We start from the raw sequence: 21,307 nt of genomic DNA on the forward strand, positions 1-21,307 counted from the left end.
TCGGCGCTCGCCTCAGGGAGACCGGAACTACGGCTCAGCCGTGGGTGATGCGTGCGGCAATTTCCTCGGGCAGCCAATCGCGTATCTTGGCTTCGAGCTTTTCCGGGCTGATCGGCTTGGAGAGGTAATCATCCATGCCTGCCTCCAGGCAGCGTTCCTTGTCGCCGGTCAAGGCATGGGCGGTGACGCCGACAAATGGGGGTGCGTCCGAGACTTTCATCTCCGGCCTCGGCCTTGCGAATGGCCTGGGTTGCCTGATGCCCGTTCATGACCGGCATGGAGACATCCATCAGGATCATTGCCGGGCGATGGCTCTTCCAGACTTCAAAGGCGCTGCCGCCATTGTCGACAATCCGGTAGTGCAGGCCCATCTCATCGAGGATCTGGGTAAACACGATCTGGTTGACCTCATTGTCCTCGGCGACAAGCAGGTCAAGGCTGCTGTCTTCGCCTGCCTTTTTTGTCCGCAATCTGCGCCCGGACCTTTCGGATGTCGCGGCAACAACCGCTGGTCTGAGGGGTGGCGTGGCAGAGATTTGCCGATCGGCGGCGATGCTAGCGGCCGCGTCGGCCTCGGCATTCGTCCCGACCTGGTCTTGCGCGGCAGCCTGCAGCACGCCCACGATCGTTTCGAGAAGCAGCGACGAGCGCGCCGGTTTCATCAATGCGGCCTGCACGGCCCCTTGCCGGATGTCGGCGTCCGAAGAGTTAAGATCCATCGACGTCAACATGACGATTGCCGGCTTGTCGGGACCGAAAGCCTTGCGGATGGCGCGCGCGGTCATCACACCGTCCATGTCGGGCATGTGATAATCGAGGATGACCACATCGACCGGGACCCCAAAATTCCTGGCCGCGGCAAGCACGTCGAGGCCTTCCTGACCCGAAACGGCGGCGCAGCAATCAAAACCCCAGGCGGTCAACTGCTCGATCAGGATGGATCTGTTGACGGGGTTGTCGTCGATCGCCAGCACCCGGGCGCCGGAGACATCGACGGGGGCAATCCGGACGCGCGTGACAGTACTGTGATCCACCGGCAGGCTGAGCTCGACCGTGAACACCGATCCCTCGCCAACCTTGCTTTCGGCCCGGATATGGCCGCTCATCAACTCAACCAGACGGGACGTGATCGCCAGACCGAGGCCAGTTCCCTCATGCCGTCGGGTCGAGGAATTATCCACCTGGGAGAATTTCTCGAACACCGCTTCCAGCTTGTCGGGCGGAATGCCCATTCCGGTGTCATGTACATGGATTGTGAAATCAAGCAGGTCAGCATCGTTGAGCTGACCGGTGACTTCGATGAGTACGTGCCCGGATTCGGTGAACTTGATGGCGTTGCCGGCAAGATTGGTGATGATCTGGCGCAACCGTCCGACATCGCCGACAACCCGCGCAGGCAGCGCAGGGTCGATGCGCACTATGAGCTCGATGTCTTTCTCCGCGGCGCGGCTTGAAATCAGCGACGCCACGTCCTCGACCGTTTCGGACAGGTCGAACGGTGCCTCGTCGAGGACAAGCTGTCCGGCGTCAATCTTCGAGAAATCGAGAATGTCATTGATAATGGTAAGCAGCGCATTGCCGGATTTGACGATGATATCGGTAAACGTGCGCTGGCGTGTGTCCAGTTCGGTCCGGGCCAGGAGTTCGGCCATGCCCAGAACGCCGTTCATCGGCGTGCGGATCTCGTGGCTCATGTTGGCCAGGAACTCGGACTTGGCTCGGTCGGCCATCTCGGCCTTGATGACGAGGTGCTGGAGTTCCTCCTCGCGCTGCTTCGCCTCAGTGATATCCGTGTAGGTGATGATCATCGAGCCGTTGGCAGTCGGCTTGCCGTCGATGCGGAGCCAGCGGCCCGACGTGGTCTGCCGCTCAAGCGTGTGAGGTATCAGTTTCCTGTGGTAATCATTGACCCTTGCGCGGGTGGCAGCCGCCGTTTCATCACTTCCGTAATCGCCGCGGCGCTCGCAGAAATCGAAGAAGTCGTTGAGATCCTTGCCAACCGCTGCAACCTCGTGCGGCGCTTCGAGCATCTCGAAGAACGTGTCGTTGGCGAACTGGATAAGGCAGTCCCTGGTCACCATCAGGCCCTGCGCCATGGCCCCGGCCGCGCCGCGCAGCAACTCGCTAGCCCGCTCCATCTCGGCCCTGGCAAGATCAAGCTCCTGTTCGCGCTGCTTGAGTTCGGAGACATCGAAATAGGATATCATCCGCTTGCCTTCGGACAGCGCACGGACAGAATAGATCATGGTGCGCCCGTCGGCGCGAGCGAATTCACGCGGCTCGACGAAACCACCGCGGATTTCCTCGAGCCGCGCCTCAATGTAGTCTTCGAACTCGTCCTCGGCGACCTGGTAGATGCCGTTCTCGCGATTGACATCAATGAGTGCACGGAACGGCGCGCCGATGAAATCGTCGCGGGACGCAATCTTCCAGATGCGGAAAAACGCACCATTTATCAGTTCGACATTGGTGTTCCGGTCGACGACCACCACGCCCATGTGCATGGCCTCGATAACGCTTTCGAGGTCGGCCTTGTGGAGCTCGGCACGTCGCTGCGCTTCATGAACCTCCTGCTCACGGCGCTTCATGTCGCTCACGTTGATGGTCGTTCCCAGCAGGTACCGCCGGCCGCCCGGCCCATCAAACCCGACCTTGCGGTCGATCAACTTGAGCGCTTCCCCTTTCGCGCTATCCAGTTCGATTTCGCGTTCCATCAGGCCGTGACCGTTAATCGCTTCCGCGTCGGCCTCGCGCAACGGACCTCCCTGTTCGCCAAAGATCTCGAAATCATCCCTGCCGAGCATATCCTTTTCGGACAATGCGGTCAGTTCTCCGTGAGCGCGATTGACGTAGATATACCGGTAGTCCTCATCCTTGACGAAGCTCGAAATCGGCATTTCATCAAGGATCGCGCGAAACAGCTGGTTTTCGGCCACCTTGTTTTCCAGGGCGGTCTCGCGCTGCTTCAATTCGGTTACATCGACGCGCAGACCCAAGGTGTAGCCGTCCTTGAGAGCGCGGTTTATGAGGCGGATCCATCGGCCATTCTTGAGTTGCTCGACGGTGGCCCTGCCGTACTCGCGATGAACCGACATCCGGTTTTCGATCCAGGCCTCGCGCGCATCCGGGTCGTCCTCGACACCAAAACTGCACGAGGTTTCCAGGACTGCGCGAAGTGATTTGCCGACCTCGAGCGTGTAGTCCGGTGCTGTCAAGGCGTCCATTGCCGGATTGACGTAGATGAGAACATCGTTTGGATCGTAAAGCACGATTCCGACGTCCATACAGTCGAAGATCTCGTTGAAACGGTCCAGAATCGACTGATCCGCGTCTCCAACGCCAGCAGGCCGCATATGATCCGGCGATTTCGGGCCTTTCGGACTTCCGTCCGGCTCTATACCCGCCCTGATTGGCCGGGACATCGCGTCCCGTGGAACCGTCCCTGTCTGCCCTGTTTCGAAGCGCACGCCGGCGATCGGCTCGAAATGGCCTACGATGAAGGTCTTGCCGGAGGCCTGCCGATGACGCTGGATGCGGATCCGGTAGCGGCCACCCTTGAGCGGGTGCGAAAACAGAGCAACCTGGTCCTTTCCGAAAACCAGGCTGCGGCGCTCCTTCTCGTCACGATCATTCTGCTCGACAGACTCGAAATGCTGATGACTTTGCTGACCGATCAGCGCTGCAGGTTGGCAATCCCACAATTCCGCGTAGGCCAGATTGACCGCGAGATAGCGCAGCTCCGAGTCCTTGACGAAGGCAGGATTCGGATCCCTGGAGACCAGTGCACAGGCATTGGCAAGCGAATCGTCGCCCTCGATACTATCTACGTCATCCACCCGGCAGTCCCCATCGATTCAAGCGCTTGCCCGATCTGCCCCGACACTCTTGCACACCGGCTTTGAACAAAGCGTTAACCATCAATTACCAAATAGGCAGTCCGGCTTTCGCGAAACTGTATCTCGCTTTCAAGTTGCGTGAGACGGCACCGGCACCATGCGTCGCAAACCGGCTTGCCGGATTAATCGGTTCGGCATAGCGTCGCCTTTCAGGGAGCCCGTGGCCAACATATTGCGGCCGGGCAAGGCAACACACCGCAACCGGACAGGGCGCACGCGCATGAGCAAGATCGAGGACATTGTCGCCACTGCAATCGAGAACACTGCAGGTGCTCCGGAAAGGCGCAGGCGGGCCGGCGGCGGGCGCGGCGGCGATCGCGGCAAGGGCAGAAAAGGCCCCGCAACGCTGCGCTACCGATCGATCCTCAACAGCCAGGACCCGTCGCTGCTGCTGTCCGAAGAAGGGCTGGAGGCCATCCATGAAGCCTCGCTCACAGTGCTTGAGCAGATCGGGATGGATTTCATGCTCGCGGAAGCCCGGGACCGGCTTGCGGCCGCGGGCGCCGATGTTGTCGCCGGCACCGAGCGGGTGCGGCTTGACCGCGGGCTGGTCATGGACCTGGTCGGCAAGGCCCCTGGACCGTTCACGCTGCATGCCCGCAATCCCGAGCGCAACATTGAGATTGGCGGACGCAACATGGCCTTCGCCCAAGTGGCATCGGCGCCCTACTGCTCGGACCGCGACAATGGACGCAGAACCGGAACACAGGAAGACTTCCGCAACCTGATCAAGCTTGCGCAATCCTACGACATCATCCACATGACCGGCGGCTATCCGGTGGAACCGACCGATCTGCATGCCTCGGTGCGCCATCTCGACTGCCTGTCGGATCTGGTCAAGCTCACGGACAAGCCATTCCATGCCTATTCGCTGGGCAAAGAGCGCAATCTTGATGCACTCGAGATCGTGCGGATCGGACGCGGCGTGACCGCCGAGCGGCTGGAAGCAGAACCATCCCTGTTCACGATCATCAATGCCTCCTCGCCGCTTCGCTACGACGCGCCGATGCTGCAGGGCATCATCGAGATGTCGGCCCGCAACCAGGTGGTGGTGATCACGCCGTTTACGCTTGCCGGGGCGATGGCGCCGGTAACGGTGGCGGGAGCGCTCGTCCAGCAGAACGCCGAAGCGCTGGCCGGCATCGCCTTCACCCAGCTCGTCCGCCCCGGAGCGCCCGTGGTCTATGGCGGATTCACATCCAATGTCGACATGAAGTCCGGCGCCCCGGCCTTCGGAACGCCCGAATACATGAAAGCCGTGATGGCCGGCGGACAGCTGGCGCGGCGTTACGGCGTCCCCTATCGCACGTCGAACACCTGCGCGGCCAATACGCTTGACGCACAGTCGGCCTATGAATCGATGATGTCGCTGTGGGCCGTGGTGCAGGGCGGCGGCAACTTCATCATGCATGCGGCTGGATGGATGGAGGGCGGGCTGACGGCATCGTTCGAGAAATTCGTGATGGATGTCGACATGCTGCAAATGGTCGCCGAGTTCCTGGCGCCGATCGACACGAGCCCGGAAGCGCTGGCCATGGACGCCATCGCCGAGGTCGGGCCGGGCGGGCATTATTTCGGGACCGCGCACACGCTGTCACGCTACGAGACCGCGTTCTACTCGCCGATCCTGTCGGACTGGCGAAATTTCGAAAGCTGGAGCCTTGCCGGCCAGCCGACCACCTATGACCACGCCAACCGGGTGTGGAAGGAGACGCTGGCGAACTACGAGGCGCCGGCGCTCGACGAGGCCATTTCGGAGGAGCTCGACGCCTTTGTCGCAAGGCGCAAGGAGGAAGGCGGCGTGCCGACCGACTTCTGATCAGGCGACTATCCGGGCCTTCCGGTTGGTCAGCCAGACCCCGATCACGACAATCACGGTTCCGACGATCATCGGAACCGTCAGCGCTTCGCCGAACAGGAACCAGCTCTCGATGGCGACCGCGGGCGGCACCAGGTAAGTCAGCGAGGCGGCGCGCGAGACCTGGCCGCGCCGGATGAGATACAACAGCAGCATGATCGAGACCAGGGACAGGCCGAGCACCGACCAGCCCATGGCCAGCGCGAACTCCAGGTTCCAGTCAATCCGCAAGGGCTCGATCAGCAGCGCCAGCGGCATGACCACCAGAAATCCGCCGACATACTGCAGCGAGGCAATGGCGCGCAGGTCGCCTTCCTGCAGGTAACGCTTCTGGTAGATGGTCCCCGCGGTGACCGACGCCATGGCAAAGACATTGACCAGCAAGGGCGCAAGCGCGATCTGCAGCATCGATGTCTCGAGCGCCAGCAGCCGCGGCAGAATGGCAACGCTGAGCCCGGCGAATCCGAGGAGGACGCCAAGCTTTTGCGGGCCGGTCAGGCGTTCGCCGACAATTATGGGGGCAACAAGCGCTGTCAGCAGCGGCTGCAACGCCGCGATAAGACCCGACACCGACGAGGGCACGCCCTGCGCGATCGCCCACCAGACACCACCGAGATAGATGCCGTGCAGGAACACGCCGGACAGAACCGCATGTGCCCATCCGGCCCGGGTCGACGGCCAGACGGCGCGGCTTGCAAAGGTGATCACCGCGAACAGGGCCGCGGCCAGGGTGAAGCGCAGGCTCAGGAAGGTCAGCGGATCGGCATGGGGGCTCGCGTATTTCGCCACGATCCAGCCGGTGGACCAGAGCAGAACGAACAGGGCCGGAGCGATGCGATCGAGAGTCATGAGGGAGATCCAAGCCTGTTGCGCGCCAGATGAGCCGGTCCCGGCGGTTAAGACAGGGCTGAGCGTTAAACCCGGCTTTTGCGAGAAGCAAGACCGGAGTGCCGCGTCATCCATGGCATGATGCGCGCCTGGCGTCCAATCGAGGCGCAACCGCAACACCCGCCAATAAAAACACGAAAATCCGGGAACCAGAGAAATCCTGCACGGTTCTTGCTTTCTAATTCATGATGCGATCTTATGATCTCAAAAGGGGAGCACCAAACACGTGCCTTTCGACGAAATGCTGACTGCGGACAGCCTTCCGCGACCACCCTACAAGGGGTATTTCAACTGGCATTCGGAACAAAAGACTTCCGATCTCATCAGGAAGTCCCGCGATGCGGAGAACATCTTCCGGAAGACCGGCATCACCTTTGCAGTGTATGGCAAGGAAGATGCCTCGGAGCGGCTCATTCCATTCGATATCGTGCCACGCATCATTTCCGGATCGGAATGGCGAAAGCTGGCGCAGGGCATCGAACAACGGGTGATGGCGCTCAACGCCTTCCTCGATGACATCTACCACAAGCAGGAGATCATCAAGGCGGGCCGGGTGCCGCGGGCACTGATCGAAAAGAACGATGCGTTCCTGCCGGAAATGATCGGCATGCGCCCGCCGGGCGGCGTCTACACGCACATCATCGGCACCGACATCGTTCGCACCGGCGAAGGCGAGTTCTACGTTCTGGAAGACAATGCGCGCACACCTTCGGGCGTGTCCTACATGCTCGAGAACCGCGAAACCATGATGCAGATGTTTCCCGAGCTGTTTCATCTCAACAAGGTGCGTCCGGTCGAAAACTATCCGAAGCTCTTGCGCCAGAGCCTTGCCGCGGTGGCGCCTCCCGGATGCGCCGGCAAGCCGCGGATTGCGGTCTTGACCCCCGGCATCTTCAACTCGGCCTTCTACGAGCACGCCTACCTCGCCGACCAGATGGGCGTGGAGCTGGTCGAAGGCTCCGACCTGCGGGTGATCGACGGCAAGGTGGCGATGCGCACGACGCGGGGCTACCAGGCGATCGACGTGCTCTACCGCCGCGTCGATGATGATTTCCTCGATCCGCTGACATTTCGCCCGGACTCGACGCTCGGCGTCCCCGGTATCATGGATGTCTACCGTGCCGGCAACATCACGATCGCCAATGCGCCGGGCACCGGCATCGCCGACGACAAGGCGATCTATTCCTACATGCCGGAAATCGTCGAGTTCTACACCGGCCGGAAGCCGATCCTGGAGAATGTGCCGACCTACCGCTGTTCCGAGCCGGACACGCTGCAATATGTGCTCGACAATCTGGCCGAGCTGGTGGTCAAGGAAGTCCACGGTTCAGGCGGTTACGGCATGCTGGTTGGACCGGCCGCCAGCAAGCGGGAACGGACCGAGTTTGCCGCCAAGCTCAAGAGCCGTCCGGGAAACTACATCGCACAGCCGACGCTGTCGCTGTCCACCGTTCCGATCCTGGTCAAGAAGGGGCTTGCGCCACGGCATGTCGATCTCCGGCCGTTCGTGCTGGTGTCCGACAAGATCCAGATCATTCCCGGGGGATTGACCCGGGTGGCGCTGAAGGAAGGCTCGCTTGTGGTCAATTCCAGCCAGGGAGGCGGCACCAAGGACACCTGGGTGCTGGAGGACTGAACATGCTGGGAAGAACTGCAAACGGCCTTTTCTGGATGTTCCGCTACATCGAGCGCGCGGAAAACACCGCACGCCTGATCGATGCCGGCCTGCGCATGTCGCTCACCCGCATGCACGGACACGAGGAAGAATGGGAATCGGTGCTGCGCAGCTCCGGCGTCTACAGCGCCTATTCGGCGGCCAATTCCGAAGTCACCAGCGCGGATGCGATCAATTACCTGCTGCGTGACAAGTCCAATCCCTCGAGCATCCTGTCCGCCATCGAGGCAGCCAGAAACAACGGGCGCATGGTGCGAACCGCGCTGACCCGCGAGGCCTGGGAAGCAACCAACGAATGCTATCTCGATATCAAGTCGCAGCTCGCGCGCAGGCCTTCAAGCGCCGACATGCCGGCGATCATCGACAACATCAAGCAGCGCACAGGGCTGATCCGCGGCGCCTTTCACGGCACGATGCTGCGCAACGAGCTCTACAATTTCTCGCGCATCGGCACCTTCATCGAGCGCGCCGACAACACGTCGCGCATTCTCGACGTCAAGTACTACGTGCTGCTGCCGGCGGTTTCCTATGTCGGATCGTCGCTCGACAATGTCCAGTGGGAATCGATCCTGCGATCAGTGTCCGCACACCGGTCCTATGGCTGGGTCTATGATGACGACTACAAGCCGTCAAACATCGCCGACTTCCTGATCCTGAACGGCCGCATGCCGCGTTCGCTGGCCTATTGCTACGACAAGATCAATGCGAACCTGTCGTATCTCGAACGGGAATACGGCGCCCGCGAGAGCTGTCACGAGACGGCGGCTCAGACCCTGGGAATGCTGCGCGAGCGGGAGATCCAGGCGATCATGGACACCGGCCTGCACGAGTTTCTACAGGATTTCATCAGCCAGAACAGCCGGCTTGCTGCCGAGATCTCCGAAGCCTACCGGTTCTACCAGGACTGATTTCATGCAGCTCAAGATTTCCCATGTGACTGAATACGCCTATGCGCACCCGGTCCGCTATGCCCTGCAGCGCCTCAGGCTGACACCGCAGAACAGTGCGCTGCAGAGGGTGCAATCCTGGAAGACAGAGGTTGAAGGCGGCAAGGTCGAGGCGCGCTATATCGATCATTTCGGCAACGTGGTGGAACTGGTCAGCGCCAGCCGCGACACCGAAGCCATCAGGGTGGTCGCCTCCGGTGTCGTCGAGACCTTCGACAAGATCGGCGTGTCCGGGCCGCACAAGGCCTATATGCCGCTGTGGCTCTACCAGCGCGAGTCGGCGCTGACCAAGCCCGGCAAGATGATCCGCGAACTGGCCCGCAGTATCGAAAAGGGCGAGCCGCTCGACCAGCTTCACGGGCTCAAGTCAGCGCTGCACCAGGCCATGGCCTATGTTCCGGGGGCAACGCAGACCAAGACGGCGGCGGAGGACGCGCTGGCATCGGGCAAGGGCGTCTGCCAGGATCACGCCCAGGCTTTCGCCGCGGCGGCACGCGTCATGGGTTTCCCGGCGCGTTACGTGTCAGGATACCTGATGATGGAGGACACGCCCGATCAGGCCGCAAGCCATGCCTGGGCGGAAGCCCATGTCGACGGGCTCGGCTGGGTCGGTTTCGATCCCGCCAACGACATATCGCCCGACGACCGCTATGTGCACATAGCCTATGGCCTCGACTACAAGGACGCAGCGCCGATCTCGGGTGTCCGCACCGGAAGCGGTGAAGAACAGCTTGCAGTCCGGATCACAGTGGAGCAATAAGAATCCTGCTGAATTTTTAAGGGCGGATTCGCGAATCATGACCTATTGCGTCGGGCTGCGCCTCAACCGGGGCCTCGTCTTCATGTCCGACACCCGGACGAATGCAGGCGTCGACAATATCTCCACGTTCCGGAAGATGTACACCTGGTGCAAACCCGGCGACCGCCTGATCACGCTGCTGTCGGCCGGCAACCTGGCGACCACGCAGACCGTTGTAAGCCTGCTGGAAGAGCATACCAAGGCGGCCGAGGACCGGCACCCGGACATCATGGAGGTGCCCTCCATGTTCGGAGCTGCGCGCCTCGTGGGGGAAACCGTGCGTGAGGTGATCAAGACGGCATCGGACGGCGGCCACCAGAGCGAATCCACCTTCAGTGCCACCTTCATTCTCGGCGGCCAGGTCGCAGGCGGCGCGATGCGGATGTTCCTGATCTATCCGGAAGGCAATTTCATCGAAGCCACGGAGGACAACCCGTTCTTCCAGATCGGCGAGCACAAATACGGAAAGCCGATCCTGGTGCGGGCCTACGATCCGGACATGAGCTTCGAAATGGCGACGAAGCTACTCTATGTCTCGTTCGATTCGACGCTGAAATCCAACCTGTCGGTCGGCCTGCCGCTGGATCTGCAGTTCTATGACCGCGACAGCCTGACCAAGGGCTACGAGAAACGCATCCAGGCGACCGATCCCTACTACCGCAAGATATCCGACGGATGGTCGGATGCGCTGCGGTCCGCGTTCAACAGTCTTCCGGATTTCGAACGGGACTGAGCCGGGTCATTGCCGGCCGGTTATTGCGCCGCCGTGGCGGTTCGCAGCCCTCCGGTTTCCTCGATGAAGGCAACCACATCCTCGATGCCGGCGCCGCGGCGCATGTCAGTGAACAGATATGGGCGGCCCTTGCGGCCTGCGGATGCATCGCGCTCCATGACCGACAGATCGGCCCCGACATGCGGCGCCAGGTCCATCTTGTTGATCAGCAGCAGGTCCGAGCGGGTGATCGCCGGCCCGCCCTTGCGTGGGATCTCCTCGCCCTGGCAGACCGAGATGACGTAGATCGTCAGATCGGCGAGATCGGGCGAGAAGGTGGCGGCAAGATTGTCGCCGCCGGACTCGATGAAGATGATGTCGAGATCGGGATGGCGCTCATTGAGCGCATCGATGGCGCGCAGGTTGAGCGAGGCGTCCTCGCGGATCGCCGTGTGCGGACAGCCGCCGGTCTCGACGCCGACCACCCGGTCGGACGGCAGCGCCTGCATGCGCACCAGGGCTTCCGCGTCTTCGCGGGTGTAGATGTCATTGGTGATGACACCGATGGAATAGGTGTCGCGCATCGCCTTGCAGAGCTTGTCGGTCAACGCCGTCTTGCCGGAGCCGACCGGTCCTCCAATACCGATGCGCAAGGGGCCATTCGATGATGTCATGTTCGAAAAATCCGTGAGTTAAGCGTTTCGTGGTTCATCGCGGCGATCTCTGCATTGAGCGCGGACGAGCCGAGATCGTCAAGTGTCGACCGTGCGCCACGGGCCGCGACCTGGGCGATATCCGGCTCGATCGCCGCCATAACCGCGACCCCTGCCGCCTGCCCCAGCGACATCAGCCGCAGCGCGGCCTGGACCTGGTTGGCGGAAAAGGCATGCAGGAAGGCGGCGAGGGTCGGCTCGAGAGGAACCCCGGAGGCGCCCGAGACAGCGCCCACCGCCACCGGCCAGGCCGCGCCGCGGTCAAGCGATTGATGCACAGGCAAGGTCCAGGCGCTGGAGGCCTTGAGAAAGGCAATCCCCTGGTTCATGGTCTCGAGATGCCGCTCGGCGGAACCGGCAAGCGCTTCCGCCAGTTCGGAAACCGCGGCCAGGTCCCCTGCCGAAGCCGCCACTCTCCAGGCTTCAGCCAGAAGCACCGCGTCGTTCCATGCCGACCCCTCGGCCAGCAACAGCCGGATCCAATCGAGCAACCCGGCAGCATCCGTCACCAGCCCGCTCGCCACAGCCTGTTCGAGACCATGGCTGTAGTTGAAGCCGCCGACCGGGAATGTCGGCGACAGCCAGGTCAGAAGCCGCACCAGGCTCACGGTGTCACTCATGTCGCCCCCGTTTTGCGGAGATCAGACCCCGGCGCGGCAGAAACCCGGCCCTTGGCGCTAGAGGTTTTCAACATCGCCCACATGCAGGATCTTGACTTTGCGATCGACCAGATGCGGCGCCGAGGCGGCCCGCCACACAGCCATGTGCGCGGTCTCGAAATGGGCGGAGAGATGTTCGCGCGATTGCCATTCCTCGACGAAGGTCAGGTGTTCGGGATCTTCGATATTCTGCATCAGGTCATAGCGGATGCATCCGTCCTCCGACCGCGTCGCAGCCAGCATGTCGCGCGCGGCGGCGAAGAACACCTCGTTGCTTTCCGGCCTGATCCAAATATCGGCAATCACACAAATCATCACATGTCTCCTGTTCCATCCGAAACCGGCGGCGCGCCGACTCCCTGAATAGCTGCTGTCCGCATCCGATTGAGGTGGATAGGCAAGCCGCGCGCCTTAGTCATGGCTGTGGCCATGGGAATGGCCGTGGTCGTGACTGTGACCGGCATGATGGTGGCTGGCATGCGCCCCGCCATAGGCGCCGCCTTCGGGATCGAATGGTGCTTCGATGTCCTGAACCGAAGCGCCGAGGCCGATAAGCATGTCGCGGATCACGTGGTCGCTTCTGAGCCGGATCGCGGTCTCGGTGATCTCCGCCGCCAGGTGACGGTTGCCGATCTGCCAGGCGAGCGACAGAAGGTGCCGGGCGTCCCTGCCCCGCACCTCCATCAGCTTTTCAGGTTCGGCGCGGATCTCGATTATGCGGCCATCGTCAAGCACCAGCCCGTCGCCATGGCGCAACAGCCGCGCCTGCGGCAGATCGAGCAGGAAGGCTATGGTGGTGCCGTTTTCCATGCGGTCCGACACCATCCGCATGCGCCGGCGATGCCGCGCTGTTTCATCCAGCGTTATGGTTGCGACGGGACTGTCAAACGACCTTGTGACTGATGTGACCGTCGGCAGATGCATGCGTTTGCCTATCCGAAAAGCAGTTTCTCAATTTCAGGCACCGGGTGCTTGGTGAGATCCTTCGCCACTTCCGCAACAATCCGGCTTGAAACCGAATCCGACAGCGACTTGCGCAACTCACCCATGATCACCGCCGGTGCAACGATCACGATTTGCTCAAACCGGTCAGCCTGAGCGTCCTGATCGAGCAGTGAAGCGATCTTATGGGCGAATTCGTGTTTGGCCAAGCGGTGCCAGTCGGTTTCCTGCACTGCACTCCGGTGAGCACTGCCCATCCCATCGGACAAGCGTCCCGGACGGTCTTCACCCTGGGCCGATGTTCTCGGATTGGACTGCCCGAAGCCATTGAATACCTGCAGTTCCGGCTTGTCGGGTGTGCCCCTGTTTTCCAGAAACAGCGCCTTTTCGCCGTCCGCGATCAATACCCAACCGTTGTGCTTCAACCTGATACCGGACATTGGCTTCTCCTTTTCGACGTTCGGAGTTCCAATATACGCCGATATCCGGGCCGCATGGCTTGACGAGGATCAATCGGACAAGGAGGATCCAGACATTCGTCCGCAGACATGCGGGACTTCCTAGAACATGAAATACCGCTGCGCCATCGGCAGGACCGTCGCCGGTTCGCAGGTCAGCAACTGGCCATCGGCACGAACCTCATAGGTTTCCGGATCGACCTCAATGTGCGGCAGCGCGTCATTGAGCAGCATCGAGGTCTTGGAAATCCCGCCGCGGGTGTTCTCGACGGCGCAGAGCTGCTTGGCGGTGCCGAGCTTGTGCGCAAGACCGTCCTCGATCGCCGCCTGGCTGACGAAGGTGACGGAGGATTCGGTCCGCGCCCTGCCGTAGGCACCGAACATCATGCGGTAATGTACCGGCTGCGGCGTCGGGATCGAGGCATTCGGATCGCCCATGGGGGCTGCTGCGATCATGCCGCCGAGCAGCACCATGTCCGGCTTGACGCCGAAGAAAGCCGGGTTCCACAGCACCAGATCGGCGCGCTTGCCGACTTCGATGGAGCCGATGTGCTTGGAAACGCCCTGGGCGATGGCGGGGTTGATGGTGTATTTGGCGATGTAGCGGCGGACGCGGAAATTGTCGTTGTCGCCGGTCTCCTCGGGCAAGGCTCCGCGCTGACGCTTCATCTTGTCGGCGGTCTGCCAGGTGCGGATGATCACCTCGCCGACACGGCCCATGGCCTGGCTGTCCGACGCGATGATCGAGAAGGCGCCGATGTCATGCAGGATGTCCTCGGCGGCAATCGTCTCCTTGCGGATGCGGCTTTCGGCAAAGGCGATGTCCTCGGGGATGGCGCTGTCGAGATGATGGCAGACCATCAGCATGTCGAGATGCTCGGCGATGGTGTTGACCGTGTAGGGCCGGGTCGGGTTGGTCGAGGACGGAAGCACGTTCTTGAGCCCGCAGACCTTGATGATGTCGGGCGCGTGACCGCCGCCCGCACCCTCGGTGTGGAAGGCATGGATGGTGCGGCCCTTGATGGCATCGACCGTGGTCTCGACGAAGCCGCTCTCGTTCAATGTGTCGGTGTGGATCATCACCTGGACGTCGTACTGGTCGGCAACGGCAAGGCAATTGTCGATGGCCGCCGGCGTTGTGCCCCAGTCCTCATGCAATTTGAGCGCACAGGCGCCGCCGAGGATCATTTCCTCGAGTGCCGCGGGCCTGGAGGCGTTGCCCTTGCCCGACAGGCCGATGTTCATCGGGAATGAATCCATGGCCTGGATCATGCGGCCGATGTGCCAGGGGCCGGGCGTGCAGGTGGTTGCCAGCGTGCCGTGCGCCGGGCCCGTACCGCCGCCGAGCATGGTGGTCAGCCCGCTCATCAGCGCTTCCTCGATCTGCTGCGGGCAGATGAAGTGGATGTGGCTGTCAAAACCGCCGGCGGTGAGAATCTTGCCTTCGCCCGCGATCACTTCGGTGCCGGGACCGACAATGATGTCGACGCCAGGCTGGGTGTCAGGATTGCCGGCCTTGCCGATGGCGGCGATGCGGCCATCCTTCAGGCCGATATCGGCCTTGAAGATGCCTGTGTGATCGACCACCAGCGCATTGGTGATGACAGTGTCGACCGCGCCATCGGCGCGGGTGACCTGCGACTGGCCCATGCCGTCGCGGATCACCTTGCCGCCGCCGAACTTGACCTCCTCGCCATAGGTGGTGAAGTCCTTTTCGACCTCGATGAACAGTTCGGTGTCGGCAAGCCGGACCTTGTCGCCGACGGTCGGGCCATACATGGCGGCATAGGCTGAGCGGGAGATCTTGGCGGGCATCGGCGGTCCTCGGTTCGTTTGCTACTCACCCGTTCAGGCAAGCAAGAAATAGGCCATCAGCGGCTCTCGAGCGCATGGGACAGAACCTCGATGCGTTCGCGGGTCAACCGCGCCAGGCAGAGGCTTCCGACCATCGGCTGCATGGTCCCGCCGAAGACTTCATAGGCTTCGTATTCGCATTGCGCGTCACGGAACGTGATCCAGGCACGCTGGGCATTGCGCAGGGCCTCAAGCGTCGTCGGCACGCCGCGCTCGCGCGCCATGTCGGCCACGTATTCGTCATTCTGCTTTGCCGCCGCGACGATGCCCGGCCAGAGCGCGTTGAGGTCGGCATCGGCCTTGTCGTAGTCGACACCAGCGCAATAGGTCATTTCCATCTGGGTCTGCGGATCGATGCAATCGGGCTTGTCATCGGCCAGCGCGGAGGTGGCCAACAGACCTGCAACGGAACATATCAACCCGATTTGTATCATCGTCATGATTTGCCTCTTGTCTTTTTCCCACGGGACAACGCCTTGGCGGCGAGGCGCTTGCGGTTGGCCCGCGCGGTTCTTGTCAGCGGCCTGACGGCGGCCAGAATAACCTCGTCCGGCCGGCCGCCGGAGACTGCCTTTCCGGCCGCTGCGGTTGCGGCCCTGGAAAACGCCGGCGGTTTTTCCGCCAGCATTTTCCGGTTTTCGTTCCTGGCGACAGGCCAGGCTCCGGCCATCCCGAGCAACCGCATTCCGACCACGGCCTGAGCCTCGAAAGCCAGCATGCCCAAGCCGGCACAGGTTTGCCAGATCGCAAGCAGATTTGCGGGTTTGCGGCGCATCAGACCATGGCCATGACGCGGGCGGGACCGCCTGTGCCGTTGCGGTGCTTCGGGGCTCCGACAAACAGGGTGGCGCCGGAGGCCGGGAGCTCATCAAGATTGGCGAGGTTCTCGATGCCGAAGCGCCCGCTCGGCAGCCAGGAATAGTGAACCGCGAAATCGGCGGAATTGCCCGGATCGAGCGAGAGCGTATCGACGCCGATCGAGGCCGCGCCCATCTCCATGAGCATGTCGGTGGCGGCCTTGGAGAAGCCCGGGAAGGTGAAGTTGCCCTCGGCATCGTTGCGGTAGCCCGGCTCGCCAAGCTTGTCCTGCCAGCCGGAATTCATGGCCACACAGGCGCCTTCGGGAATGTCGCCGTGGGCGCTGACCCAGGCCTCGATGTCTTCTGGCTCGACCATGGAATTGGGCTCGTCCGCCGCCTTGGCCTTGATATCGATGATGCAGAGCGGGCAGATCAGGTTTTGCGGATCGAGTTCGGCGACCGAGGTGCCGTCCTTGGAAAAATGCAGCGGCGCATCGATATGGGTGCCTGAATGCTCAAAGATCGTCAGTTCCCAGATCTGGTAGCCGGAGGCATCGAAATTGACATTCTCGGTGTAGAGAATGCCCGGCTTGCCATCAAAAGTCGGGAAATCCCCATCGAAAGTATGGGTGAGATCGACCACTTTCCCGGTGGCCTGGGCAAGAGCGGGCCGGGCGGAAACGGCGCCTGCCGCGGTGGCGGCAAGCCCGGCGGCAGCCGATTTTCGGAAGAAGTCACGCCGTGACAGCATTGAGGATTTGACGTTGTTGATCACGCATACATGGCACATATCGACTATCCTTTCCCCTGTTTCGGCGTGGTGGAAGGCTTAGAGCTTCCCCATCACCTTCTGTTGAAATCCATAGATCTCGCGGCCGCCTGACATCGGCACGAGCGTAATGTCGCGCTCCTGGCCCGGCTCAAACCGCACGGCGGTGCCCGCGGCGATATCAAGCCGCATGCCGCGCGCCTTTTCGCGGTCGAAGCTCAGCGCCTCGTTGGTCTCGAAGAAATGGTAATGGCTGCCCACCTGCACGGGCCGGTCGCCGGTGTTGGCGACCTTGAGCGTGATGGAAGGCGCGCCGGAATTGAGCTCGATGTCGCCATCTTTCGTCAGAACTTCACCGGGGATCATGGGCACGCCCTCCTGCTGTTTGTTTCAGATCAACCGGCGAATGCCAGCAAAAGCCCGGTGGCGGCAGTGACCGCACCTGCGACCCGGGTCAGCCAGGACTTGCCATCACCGCCCTGCAGCTTGCCGAAGGCGATGCCGAGGCCGATGCCGACCGCATGCAGAACGGCAGTTGCCAGCATGAAACCGATGGCGAAGCTTGCAGCCCCCGCTTCACCCAGCTCGCCGCCATGGGCGTGTCCATGGAAGAAAGCGAAGAAAGCGACAGCCGCAGCCATGCCGGCGGTCGAGAACGGCAGCGCCAGCGCAACCATGATGCCGATGAAGATAATGGACGCCAGGATCACCGGCTCGACGAAGGGCAGAGGCATGCCGGCGATCGCGGCAATGAAGCCCAGGCCCATTGTGCCGACGAAGGCCGCCGGGACGATCAGCATCGCGCGGCCCTTCAGCGAGGCTGCCCAAAGGCCGACCGCTATCATGACGAGGATATGGTCAAGGCCGAAGAGCGGATGCGAAAAGCCCGCGGCAAAGGAGCCGTGCTCCGACGGGTCAAGATGGGCGAAGGCCGGCACAGTTGCCAGGCCGAGTGCGGCGGCGGATATAAAAAAACGTCTGATCATCGTGAAAGTCCTTTATGGGTAAGCACGGCGCCCGCAATTGGTCGCGCCGTCAGGATGAATGCACACACGTGCCTCACGAGTATTGCCTTCGCGAGAAGGCTGCGTCGAGGGGCGTGTTGCATTGAGAACATGTTTCTACCGGATGGGTTCGTGCACGGTCACCAGCTTGGTTCCGTCGGGAAAGGTTGCCTCGACCTGGATGTCGTGGATCATCTCGGCGATGCCGTCCATCACCTGATCGCGGGTGATCACGTGGGCGCCGGCTTCCATCAGGTCGGCGACCGCGCGGCCGTCACGGGCGCCCTCGACCACGAAGTCGGTGATCAGCGCGATGGCTTCGGGATGGTTGAGCTTGACGCCCCGCTCCAGCCGCTTGCGCGCCACGATGGCGGCCATGGCGATGAGCAGCTTGTCTTTTTCCCTCGGTGTCAGGTTCATGGCGTCTCTTTCATATCGACCAGACTTTCGGCATGCCGCCTTGCGGATTGAGCAGGCGGATCAACGGTACGAGCACCTTGCGCAGTTCATAGCTGTCGGCGGCAACAATCCGAGCAAGAAGCTTGCCAGTTTCGGGCGTTGCCGGGTTGGGCGGGCGCGCGACCAGAAAACTGGCGCCGCCGGACTTGCCGATCATCTGACGCACCGCCGGCAACCGGGCTTCGGCTTCGGGTGCAATCATCAGCACGGTCGCCATGGCCAGTCCGCCGCCGGCAACAGCCGGACGCGCAAGAGCTGCGGCGATATGTGGACCAAGGCACATATTCTCGGCATGGACCAGACGCCCATCAAGGCGGATGCGCCAGCGATCCCGGAATTCACCTTCGGTGACAGCCTCCTTCATGGCAAGCCGGCCAAAGACGACCGGCTCGACCAACAGAAGCCTTGATCCAGCCGTCATGTCCACCTCGATGGACCGGGAGAGCCGCGCCCTGTCGAACAGGATGGTCTCCTGCGGCAGCCAGGCCAGCGAACTTTCGGGATTGAGTTTCAACCGGACCGAGACCCGGGCTTCGCTGCAGCCATGGGCCTTGTAGGTCTTCTCGCAGGCCTGGGTGGCGAGCGTCATCGAGGCCGCCTCGCCAGCCTCGAATTCCCAGTCCATCGCATCCCCGCCGGTCAAACCACCGGCGGTGTTGATCAGCACCGCCTCAAGCGGAGAACCGCGCGGAACACGCGGGATGCGGATGCGCGCCGCGCCTTCCTGGAACAGACGATCGATACGGCTTTCACCCGCCGACTGCTTGACCGACAGACGGCCACCGCCACGGGTGCGCTGCATGGGCACGCTCGATTGCGATGACGGCAGCGGAAGCAGGGAATTCATCGGCGTCCTTTTGGGTTGCAGGGCCCGATCATCGGAAAAGCCATGCGCTGACGCAAGGGGTTTCATCACCGATGCAGATGAATCGAGCGCCTGGCCTTGAGCTGATCAATTCGCAGGCACAAGGGCTATTTTTTGCGCACCCCGCACTGCTCCTTGCCCGGCCTTTCCGGCAACAGCGATTCGGTGCCGGTGAAGCCCTGAACGGCTCCTCCCGGCCGGGACACCCAAATCCCGCGCGCAATTCGGGACAAAAATCTCGAAGCCAGACGCAACCAAAACCCGGCTTGCAGCGTTGAACAGGCGAAACGATCGAAGATTTTGGCGAAAGGACTGACCATGTTGATTTCAACGCTTGCACTTGCGATGAGCATTGCCATGATGGTGTCGGCCATCGTTATCCTGTACAATGAAACGGTGACCCGGAAGCACAAACCCTCATTCGAGTAGGTTTGCGCCCGTTGGTATAGTGTACATCACGATGGAGCCTTAGATGACCAGACTCGTTCTTTCCGCCTTCGCAGCGATTTCCCTTCTTGCCGCGGCTGGCTGCACCACAACCGAGCAACGGGCCGCAGGCGGCGCCGCTGTCGGTGCAGGAACAGGCGCACTGATCGCCGCAGCAACCGGCAACAACGTTGCAGGCGGAGCCCTGATTGGCGGCGCCGCCGGCGCCCTTATCGGGGTCGCGACCACACCGGGCATGTGCCGCTACCGTGACTCCCGCGGCGTCATCTACGAGGCACGCTGCAACTAACGGACGCTGAGAATACCTGACACAGCCTCCCCGGACCCATGTTCGGGGAGGCTTTCATGCATGCCGCGCCTGGCGTGTCCGGCAATCAGACAGCTTAACGGATAGGCTGTCCGGATAGGAATTCTTGATCACAGGCGAGCTTGCGAGCGCCGCCGGTGCAAAAGTGCAAGATCAGACCGTCGTCTTGCATCGATACATCGCCCAGCCTGCCCTCCCCCTGACCGGCTGCACAGGCGCCAACAACCTGACGCATGACAATCCTTCGCTGACTGGCGAGATCGAAGGCGGTTGGAATCCCTGCCCGGTTGAGTTCGTTTTCCCGGACCGAATCTGCATGTCCCGAGGCTGACGCTCTTCCATCCTCGATGCCGAGCACTCCGGTGTGGCGGCCCGACCAGGGTGCGTAATCGCGTCCGCCGTTGCTCATCCACAGCATGGTGACCGGCAGCACATCGGGACGTTTGAGCACGATGATCCGGTCCTGTTCCGCCTTGCGGCTGACAACGCTCCAGCCGAGAGGGTTTCCGGGCATTTCGACAAGCGTGAGAAAATCCTCGTGGTTTTCAGCAACGGGATAGTTTGTCAGGTCCGCCATGGCGCCATTTGCCAGCGGAAATGCCGCCAGGTCGGCGGTCCTCGCAGGATAGGCAAGGATGGAGCGGCCCCGCGCCGGATCGGCTTCCAGGGCGTCGGGCGGGGTTTGGGCGCTCAGCTTGGGCGAGACCGCCAGATCGCCGCCATCGGCCATGTGAACCATGACATGATGGGCGGCGGAAACGGCACCGACGCCACCCGAAAAACTGTGCTCCTGATAGATAAATGGATGCCCGGCGATCAGGGTGATCCGTTTCTCAACGGTTGCGCCCATGACGGTTTTCTGCAGCCGGAACACTGCCGTCAGCCGCCCCTCCCCTCCAATGGTCTCGATGTGGTCCCAGGCGCTGTTGGCGGGCCATCCGTGCGAGGGGGCGGGCTCGACATCGTTGCGACCGAACGGCGCGCAGAGAAAATCGCCCGACAGACGCTGGACGTTGGGAGGCGTCCCGTCCGGAAACCCGGCGGTGGGATTGTCGACCCACGGCGCACGGTGCAGCGGGGAGAGCATGCGCCCACCCTCGCGAATTCTCAGCTCGGCGATATGTCCGACGCTGAGATCGATGCTGATGGAAACGGGATCGAGATCGAAAGAGACAATGGCCATGGTCATATCCGGTGAACGCTTGAGCCTTCCTACAGTCGCTGATGTGCCGCTGGCAATTGCCCGAACCAAGGG

At 62.0% G+C, this 21,307-nt stretch carries 24 protein-coding genes; 6 read left to right on the plus strand and 18 right to left on the minus strand.

Annotated features, from left to right (window positions below):
* Window positions 1–34 precede the first annotated feature (34 nt).
* Window positions 35–172 carry a hypothetical protein gene (locus O4H62_RS05825; RefSeq protein WP_269386185.1) on the minus strand — a complete coding sequence of 46 codons (138 nt, stop codon included), beginning with the start codon at window positions 170–172 and terminating at the stop codon, window positions 35–37.
* On the minus strand, window positions 129–3,836 hold the full coding sequence (locus O4H62_RS05830; RefSeq protein ID WP_269386186.1) for a PAS domain-containing hybrid sensor histidine kinase/response regulator: 3,708 nt from the start codon (window positions 3,834–3,836) through the stop codon (window positions 129–131). Before O4H62_RS05830 ends, O4H62_RS05825 begins: the two co-directional genes overlap by 44 nt.
* Window positions 3,837–4,116: 280 nt before the next feature.
* On the opposite strand from O4H62_RS05830, the gene O4H62_RS05835 reads away from it, so the two are divergent.
* A complete protein-coding gene (locus tag O4H62_RS05835) occupies window positions 4,117–5,715 on the plus strand; it encodes a trimethylamine methyltransferase family protein (protein ID WP_269386187.1) in 1,599 nt (532 codons plus the stop codon).
* Here the strand turns inward: O4H62_RS05835 and O4H62_RS05840 are convergent, their stop codons facing one another.
* Window positions 5,716–6,603 carry a DMT family transporter gene (locus O4H62_RS05840; protein ID WP_269386188.1) on the minus strand — a complete coding sequence of 296 codons (888 nt, stop codon included), beginning with the start codon at window positions 6,601–6,603 and terminating at the stop codon, window positions 5,716–5,718. It lies immediately after the preceding gene.
* Window positions 6,604–6,883: 280 nt separating this feature from the next.
* Between O4H62_RS05840 and O4H62_RS05845 the strand changes: the two genes are divergently transcribed.
* From O4H62_RS05845 to O4H62_RS05860, 4 genes are read left to right on the plus strand one after another with little or no spacing between them, the layout of a single operon-like run.
* Complete coding sequence (locus O4H62_RS05845) at window positions 6,884–8,278, plus strand: circularly permuted type 2 ATP-grasp protein (RefSeq protein WP_269386344.1); 1,395 nt, start codon at window positions 6,884–6,886, stop codon at window positions 8,276–8,278.
* Between the two features lie 2 nt (window positions 8,279–8,280).
* The gene (locus O4H62_RS05850; RefSeq protein WP_269386189.1) at window positions 8,281–9,225 is read left to right on the plus strand and encodes an alpha-E domain-containing protein; all 945 of its coding nucleotides are present in this window, start codon (window positions 8,281–8,283) and stop codon (window positions 9,223–9,225) included.
* Window positions 9,226–9,229: 4 nt separating this feature from the next.
* Complete coding sequence (locus O4H62_RS05855) at window positions 9,230–10,024, plus strand: transglutaminase family protein (protein ID WP_269386190.1); 795 nt, start codon at window positions 9,230–9,232, stop codon at window positions 10,022–10,024.
* A 37-nt stretch (window positions 10,025–10,061) separates the two neighbouring features.
* Window positions 10,062–10,796: a proteasome-type protease gene (locus tag O4H62_RS05860; protein ID WP_269386191.1), complete on the plus strand. Its 735-nt coding sequence runs from the start codon at window positions 10,062–10,064 to the stop codon at window positions 10,794–10,796.
* Window positions 10,797–10,816: 20 nt separating this feature from the next.
* Here O4H62_RS05860 and ureG read toward each other — a convergent pair whose 3' ends face one another.
* The 14 genes from ureG to O4H62_RS05930 form a co-directional block, all read right to left on the minus strand.
* A complete protein-coding gene (ureG, locus tag O4H62_RS05865; RefSeq protein ID WP_269386192.1) occupies window positions 10,817–11,449 on the minus strand; it encodes an urease accessory protein UreG in 633 nt (210 codons plus the stop codon).
* The gene (locus O4H62_RS05870; protein ID WP_269386193.1) at window positions 11,446–12,108 is read right to left on the minus strand and encodes an urease accessory protein UreF; all 663 of its coding nucleotides are present in this window, start codon (window positions 12,106–12,108) and stop codon (window positions 11,446–11,448) included. The genes ureG and O4H62_RS05870 overlap by 4 nt, the downstream gene beginning before the upstream one ends.
* A gap of 57 nt (window positions 12,109–12,165) precedes the next feature.
* The gene (locus tag O4H62_RS05875) at window positions 12,166–12,462 is read right to left on the minus strand and encodes a putative quinol monooxygenase (protein WP_269386194.1); all 297 of its coding nucleotides are present in this window, start codon (window positions 12,460–12,462) and stop codon (window positions 12,166–12,168) included.
* Window positions 12,463–12,558: 96 nt separating this feature from the next.
* Entirely contained in the window at window positions 12,559–13,071 is a 513-nt protein-coding gene (locus O4H62_RS05880) for an urease accessory protein UreE (protein ID WP_269386195.1), read from the minus strand.
* Window positions 13,072–13,079: 8 nt separating this feature from the next.
* Window positions 13,080–13,529 (minus strand): host attachment protein, encoded by a 450-nt coding sequence (locus tag O4H62_RS05885; protein WP_269386196.1) that lies wholly within the window; start codon window positions 13,527–13,529, stop codon window positions 13,080–13,082.
* Window positions 13,530–13,649: 120 nt separating this feature from the next.
* On the minus strand, window positions 13,650–15,362 hold the full coding sequence (gene ureC, locus O4H62_RS05890) for an urease subunit alpha (protein WP_269386197.1): 1,713 nt from the start codon (window positions 15,360–15,362) through the stop codon (window positions 13,650–13,652).
* A 56-nt stretch (window positions 15,363–15,418) separates the two neighbouring features.
* Window positions 15,419–15,841 (minus strand): lysozyme inhibitor LprI family protein, encoded by a 423-nt coding sequence (locus O4H62_RS05895; RefSeq protein ID WP_269386198.1) that lies wholly within the window; start codon window positions 15,839–15,841, stop codon window positions 15,419–15,421.
* Window positions 15,838–16,176, minus strand: a complete 339-nt coding sequence (locus O4H62_RS05900) for a hypothetical protein (protein WP_269386199.1) — start codon at window positions 16,174–16,176, stop codon at window positions 15,838–15,840. Before O4H62_RS05900 ends, O4H62_RS05895 begins: the two co-directional genes overlap by 4 nt.
* Window positions 16,176–16,991: a cyclase family protein gene (locus tag O4H62_RS05905; RefSeq protein WP_269386200.1), complete on the minus strand. Its 816-nt coding sequence runs from the start codon at window positions 16,989–16,991 to the stop codon at window positions 16,176–16,178. Before O4H62_RS05905 ends, O4H62_RS05900 begins: the two co-directional genes overlap by 1 nt.
* Before the next feature lie 39 nt (window positions 16,992–17,030).
* Window positions 17,031–17,336: an urease subunit beta gene (locus O4H62_RS05910; RefSeq protein WP_269386201.1), complete on the minus strand. Its 306-nt coding sequence runs from the start codon at window positions 17,334–17,336 to the stop codon at window positions 17,031–17,033.
* Window positions 17,337–17,365: 29 nt separating this feature from the next.
* Complete coding sequence (locus O4H62_RS05915) at window positions 17,366–17,956, minus strand: HupE/UreJ family protein (RefSeq protein ID WP_269386202.1); 591 nt, start codon at window positions 17,954–17,956, stop codon at window positions 17,366–17,368.
* Between the two features lie 135 nt (window positions 17,957–18,091).
* A complete protein-coding gene (locus O4H62_RS05920; protein WP_269386203.1) occupies window positions 18,092–18,394 on the minus strand; it encodes an urease subunit gamma in 303 nt (100 codons plus the stop codon).
* 10 nt (window positions 18,395–18,404) lie between these two features.
* Window positions 18,405–19,280 (minus strand): urease accessory protein UreD, encoded by an 876-nt coding sequence (locus O4H62_RS05925; RefSeq protein WP_269386204.1) that lies wholly within the window; start codon window positions 19,278–19,280, stop codon window positions 18,405–18,407.
* 125 nt (window positions 19,281–19,405) lie between these two features.
* On the minus strand, window positions 19,406–19,672 hold the full coding sequence (locus O4H62_RS05930) for a hypothetical protein (protein ID WP_269386205.1): 267 nt from the start codon (window positions 19,670–19,672) through the stop codon (window positions 19,406–19,408).
* Between the two features lie 98 nt (window positions 19,673–19,770).
* Here O4H62_RS05930 and O4H62_RS05935 point away from each other — a divergent pair, with 98 nt between their 5' ends.
* On the plus strand, window positions 19,771–20,034 hold the full coding sequence (locus O4H62_RS05935) for a hypothetical protein (RefSeq protein WP_269386206.1): 264 nt from the start codon (window positions 19,771–19,773) through the stop codon (window positions 20,032–20,034).
* Window positions 20,035–20,128: 94 nt separating this feature from the next.
* Here the strand turns inward: O4H62_RS05935 and O4H62_RS05940 are convergent, their stop codons facing one another.
* Window positions 20,129–21,235 (minus strand): hypothetical protein, encoded by a 1,107-nt coding sequence (locus O4H62_RS05940; protein ID WP_269386207.1) that lies wholly within the window; start codon window positions 21,233–21,235, stop codon window positions 20,129–20,131.
* Window positions 21,236–21,307 lie beyond the last annotated feature (72 nt).

The sequence above is a fragment of the Parahoeflea alexandrii genome (assembly GCF_027214025.1).
Classification (GTDB): Bacteria; Pseudomonadota; Alphaproteobacteria; order Rhizobiales; family Rhizobiaceae; genus Hoeflea; species Hoeflea alexandrii_A.